Origin of the sequence: Burkholderia sp. (assembly GCF_018375725.1) — a bacterium.
Classification (GTDB): domain Bacteria; phylum Pseudomonadota; class Gammaproteobacteria; order Burkholderiales; family Burkholderiaceae; genus Burkholderia.
Genome location: NZ_JAHACR010000354.1, coordinates 1 through 4003 on the forward strand (window position 1 = coordinate 1; position 4003 = coordinate 4003).

The window sequence follows — 4003 nt, forward strand, 5'->3', positions numbered from 1 at the left end:
GATCACGGCCGGATCCTACTCCGCCCGTTCGGTCGCGTGGCGGCTCGCAATGACCGCGCGGAACGCCTCGCGGGCCTGCTGGGTATCCTGCTCGGTGGCGGTCAGCAACAGCCCCGCCTGCTCGGTCGCGTCACGATTCGCGGCGAGATCGGCCGACAGTTTTTCGAGCCGTTGCCGCAATGGCGCGGCCGCTTGCCTGTCGATGAACATTTCGCGGTCCGGCGACGACTCGACGCGCGGCAGATCGCCGACGATCAGTCCGCCGAGCCCGATCAGGAAGCCGGCAAAGACGACGGCGATGATCCACAGTGCGCGCTGGAACCATACCTCGGCGAGCCGCAATCCTTTGGTCGACATGGTCATTGTCGTGAACTCCGTAAGCGCCGGCTGCGGCATCATCGCGCGGATGCGCGACATCCGCCCGGCGATGAGGGAAAAAGCTACCGGCCCGATGCTGCCAGAAGTCCGGCACGCCACGCAACAGCCCGGGCCCGCGCACGGGCGCACGTCAGCACGCCGGCGTATGCGCAGGCCGAAGCGGCTTCCCGAATGCGACGCCTCGCAGGCAACCCCGTGCAGGCGCGCCCGGCGTCACTACCTCGCACCATGCGCCGCCATTGCGGCGACCGCCGCTCCCCCACCTTCCCCGGCAAGCGGCGCCGCGCGCCCCGACGCTGTTGACCTGCATCAAGCGTGCCGCCTCATGCGCTCGTAGACTGGATGACATCTGCGGGAGGGCCGCTTCGAGGAGATCGCGCGATGAGTTACAAGAGCCTGCTGGTCCATCTGGACGCGAGCGATCGCGCGCATCCGCGGCTCGAATTCGCGTTGCGACTCGCCAGCCATTTCGGCGCGCACCTGACGGCCATCTACGCCGTCTACACCCCGGAACCCGCATCCTTTTATCTGGCCGCGACCTACGCGGACTATTACGCCACGCACGATCGCGAGCGCACCGAGCGCCGCGCCGCCCTCGAACGGCTGTTTCATGCGGAAATCGCCCGCGCGCAGCTATCCGGCGAGTGGCTCGTCGCGGACGAGCGCCCGAATGAAGCGGTGCCCGCGCGTGCGCGTTATGCCGACCTCGTCATCGCCGGGCAATTCGACGCGCACGATCCCGAGACGTACATCGACGACCATTTTCCCGAGAACCTGACACTGTCCGCTGGCCGTCCGGTGCTGGTCGTGCCGAGCACCGGCACGTTTCCGGGGCTCGCGCGCCGCGTGCTCGTCGCGTGGGACGGCAGCCGCGAAGCGACCCGTGCGCTCCACGACGCGCAGCCGCTGCTCGCGCAAGCGGCGAAAGTCATCGTGGTCACGATCGCCGCCGCCAGCGGCGAGCCGCCCGGGGAACGCGTGCCAGGCGCCGATATCGCCCTCACGCTCGCGCGCCATGCCGATCATGTCGACGTGAGCGTCGTCGAGTCCGGCGAGCGGCGCAGTATCGGCGATATCCTGCTGTCGCGCGCGTACGAGAGCGGCGCCGACCTGCTCGTGATGGGCGCATACGGCCATGCGCGCTGGCGCGAGCTCGTGATGGGCAGCGCCACGCACGCGATCCTGAAATCGATGACGCTGCCCGTGCTGATGTCGCACTGAGCAGCCCGACCCTTCCCGGAGACCGCCATGTATGCACACATCCTCGTCGCACTGGACGGCAGCGAAACTGCGTCGCGCGCCCTCGACGCGGCGCTTCGCCTTGCCGCCGAAACGGGCGCTGAACTCGACCCGCTCTATGTCATCGACAGTCCGGTGCTCGCATTCGGCACGCCCGGCTACGATCCGTCGATCCTGCGCGACGTGTTTCGCGAGGAAGGCGAGCGCGTGATCGCGGCGGCGCGAAGCGGGATGGCGCAGTACGGCGTGAAAGGCCAGCCGCGCGTCGTCGAGGTCGAATCGCCCGGCGAAGATGTTGCGCGGCGCATCGGACAGGAGGCTCACAACGTGCAGGCCGACCTGATCGTGATGGGCACCCACGGACGCCGCGGCCTGACCCGCATGATGCTCGGCAGCGTCGCCGAACGCGTGTTGCGGATCGCGCCGTGTCCGGTCCTGATGATCCCGGCGCAGGCGGCGGAGTCGATGCCGGCCGCAGTCGCCGCCTCGGAGTCGACACGATGAGCTACAAGACCTTGCTCGTGCATCTGGACGACAGCAGCCACAGCGACACGCGGATGCATGTCGCCCTTGATCTCGCGCGGCGCTGGGACGCACACCTGATCGGGCTGTACGTGGTGTGCCAGGATCTGTTCGAACCGCTGCTGCGTCGTGATGAAAGCCTGCTGCTCGGCGAGAACGAAGCCCAGCATGCGGCGAGGAAACAAGCCGCGCAGGATCGCTTCCTCGCAGCCGGCGAGCGCGCCGGCCTGGCCGTCGAATGGCGCGCCCCGCCCGGGCCGGCGATCGAAGTCGCGACGCTGCACGCGCGCCATGCCGATCTGCTCGTGCTCGGCCAATACGATCCGGACGATCGCGCGTCGTATGTCGCCCGCCATTTCGTCGAGGATCTGCTGATGGGAGCGGGCCGGCCGGCCATCGTCCTGCCGCACGCCGGCCGGCCTTCCACCATCGGCGACAACGTGCTGATCGCATGGGACGGCAGCCGCGAGGCTGCACGCGCCGTCGCCGATGCGCTGCCGTTGCTGAAACGGGCGCGTGTCGTGGCGATCGAAACGGTGCGGCGCAGCGGCGACGACACCGACATGCAAGCGGCCGGCGCCGACCTCGCGGCATACCTTGCGCGGCATGGCGTCCGCGCGTCGTGTTCCGCGACGCCGCGCGTGCCGGGCATGACGACCGGCGCGGTGCTGCTCGGCCGCGCATCCGACCTGCATGCGGACACGCTCGTGATGGGCGCATACGGTCACACGCGTGTCTATGAGCGCGTGCTGGGCGGCGCGACGCGGACGATACTCGAATCGATGACCGTACCGGCGCTGATGTCGCACTGAGCGCCGCCCGATGCGACGCGGCATCGGGCCCGGACGCCCGGAGCCGGACGTCTCTGTGTGATGCGCGCAGGGCGCGCGATGCCACCCGCGCCCTGCGCCTCGCCGGGCGTGATGCCCGATGTTCAGGCCGGCGGCGCGGCCGTTTTCTCGTTGTGCCGCACCAGCAGAACCGGACGATCCGCCGCACGCAGCAGCGACTCGGCGACGCTGCCGAGCAGCAGACGCCGCAGTCCGTGCCGCCCGCTCGTGCCCATCACGATCAGATCCGCTTCGGCCTCTGCCGCGGTACGCATGAGCACCGTCGCGACGTCTTCGCCGAACGAATCGAGCGCACGCACGTCGCCCTGCACATTATGCTGCTCGAGGGTTCCCTTCGCGTCGTCGAGTGTCAGCGTTGCGGCGTCCGTCGCGGACGGCTCGCTTTCGGTCCTGGCATCCACGAAGCCGGCATCGACATCGACGAGCTTCGGCTTGTGTTCGACGACGTACGCGCACGTAATCGTGCCGCCCGACGCGGCGGCAATCCTGATGGCTTCATCCAGCGCCAGACGCGCATTGCGGCTGCCGTCCAGCGCCACGAAAATCCGCTTGTACATGACCCGCCCCTCCCACGGAACATTGGGTTCGCATCGACTGACCGGCCGTCAGGCCGACCTTTCGATCACTCTGTCCCCCCGTGTCCCCGTCATCGTTGACGCGGATCAAGACGCGTTGACGCGCCGTCCGCCGCCGCATTTTTAGCTGACCCTATTACAAAAAATTCACAAAGCGCGCACAATTTCGGCTTGATAACAGACACGCCGGGCGTCGGGCGCCATTCATGCCCGTTTTCCCGTGCAGCCCGCGTGCCGCGGGCGGCTCCGACGCAACGTGTACAGCGTGGCCCTTTGATGACCGCCAGCGGAATCCCGACGCGCGATGGTAGACCGACCTCGCGCTTTCTAATCATGTTACGCCAGCCATTTGCGGCCGGCGTCGTCGCGCTCGTCGCCGGTGCGGCGCTGTCGCTCGGCGTCGCGCTGCTGGTGCGCGAGCAGTGGCAGGATGCAGTC

The 4003-nt window shown here is 68.4% G+C and carries 5 protein-coding genes; 3 read left to right on the top strand and 2 right to left on the bottom strand.

Features of this window, described 5'->3' with window-relative positions; translation table 11 throughout:
* Positions 1-15 precede the first annotated feature (15 nt).
* The gene (locus tag KH616_RS22530) at positions 16-363 is read right to left on the bottom strand and encodes a hypothetical protein (RefSeq protein WP_292252118.1); all 348 of its coding nucleotides are present in this window, start codon (positions 361-363) and stop codon (positions 16-18) included.
* 396 nt (positions 364-759) lie between these two features.
* On the opposite strand from KH616_RS22530, the gene KH616_RS22535 reads away from it, so the two are divergent.
* The 3 genes from KH616_RS22535 to KH616_RS22545 are packed head-to-tail and all read left to right on the top strand — an operon-like array spanning position 760 to position 2951.
* The gene (locus KH616_RS22535) at positions 760-1599 is read left to right on the top strand and encodes a universal stress protein (RefSeq protein WP_292252119.1); all 840 of its coding nucleotides are present in this window, start codon (positions 760-762) and stop codon (positions 1597-1599) included.
* 27 nt (positions 1600-1626) lie between these two features.
* A complete protein-coding gene (locus KH616_RS22540) occupies positions 1627-2121 on the top strand; it encodes a universal stress protein (protein ID WP_292252120.1) in 495 nt (164 codons plus the stop codon).
* A complete protein-coding gene (locus tag KH616_RS22545) occupies positions 2118-2951 on the top strand; it encodes a universal stress protein (protein WP_292252121.1) in 834 nt (277 codons plus the stop codon). The genes KH616_RS22540 and KH616_RS22545 overlap by 4 nt, the downstream gene beginning before the upstream one ends.
* A gap of 122 nt (positions 2952-3073) precedes the next feature.
* Here KH616_RS22545 and KH616_RS22550 read toward each other — a convergent pair whose 3' ends face one another.
* Positions 3074-3547, bottom strand: a complete 474-nt coding sequence (locus KH616_RS22550; RefSeq protein ID WP_292252122.1) for a universal stress protein — start codon at positions 3545-3547, stop codon at positions 3074-3076.
* Between the last annotated feature and the right edge of the window lie 456 nt (positions 3548-4003).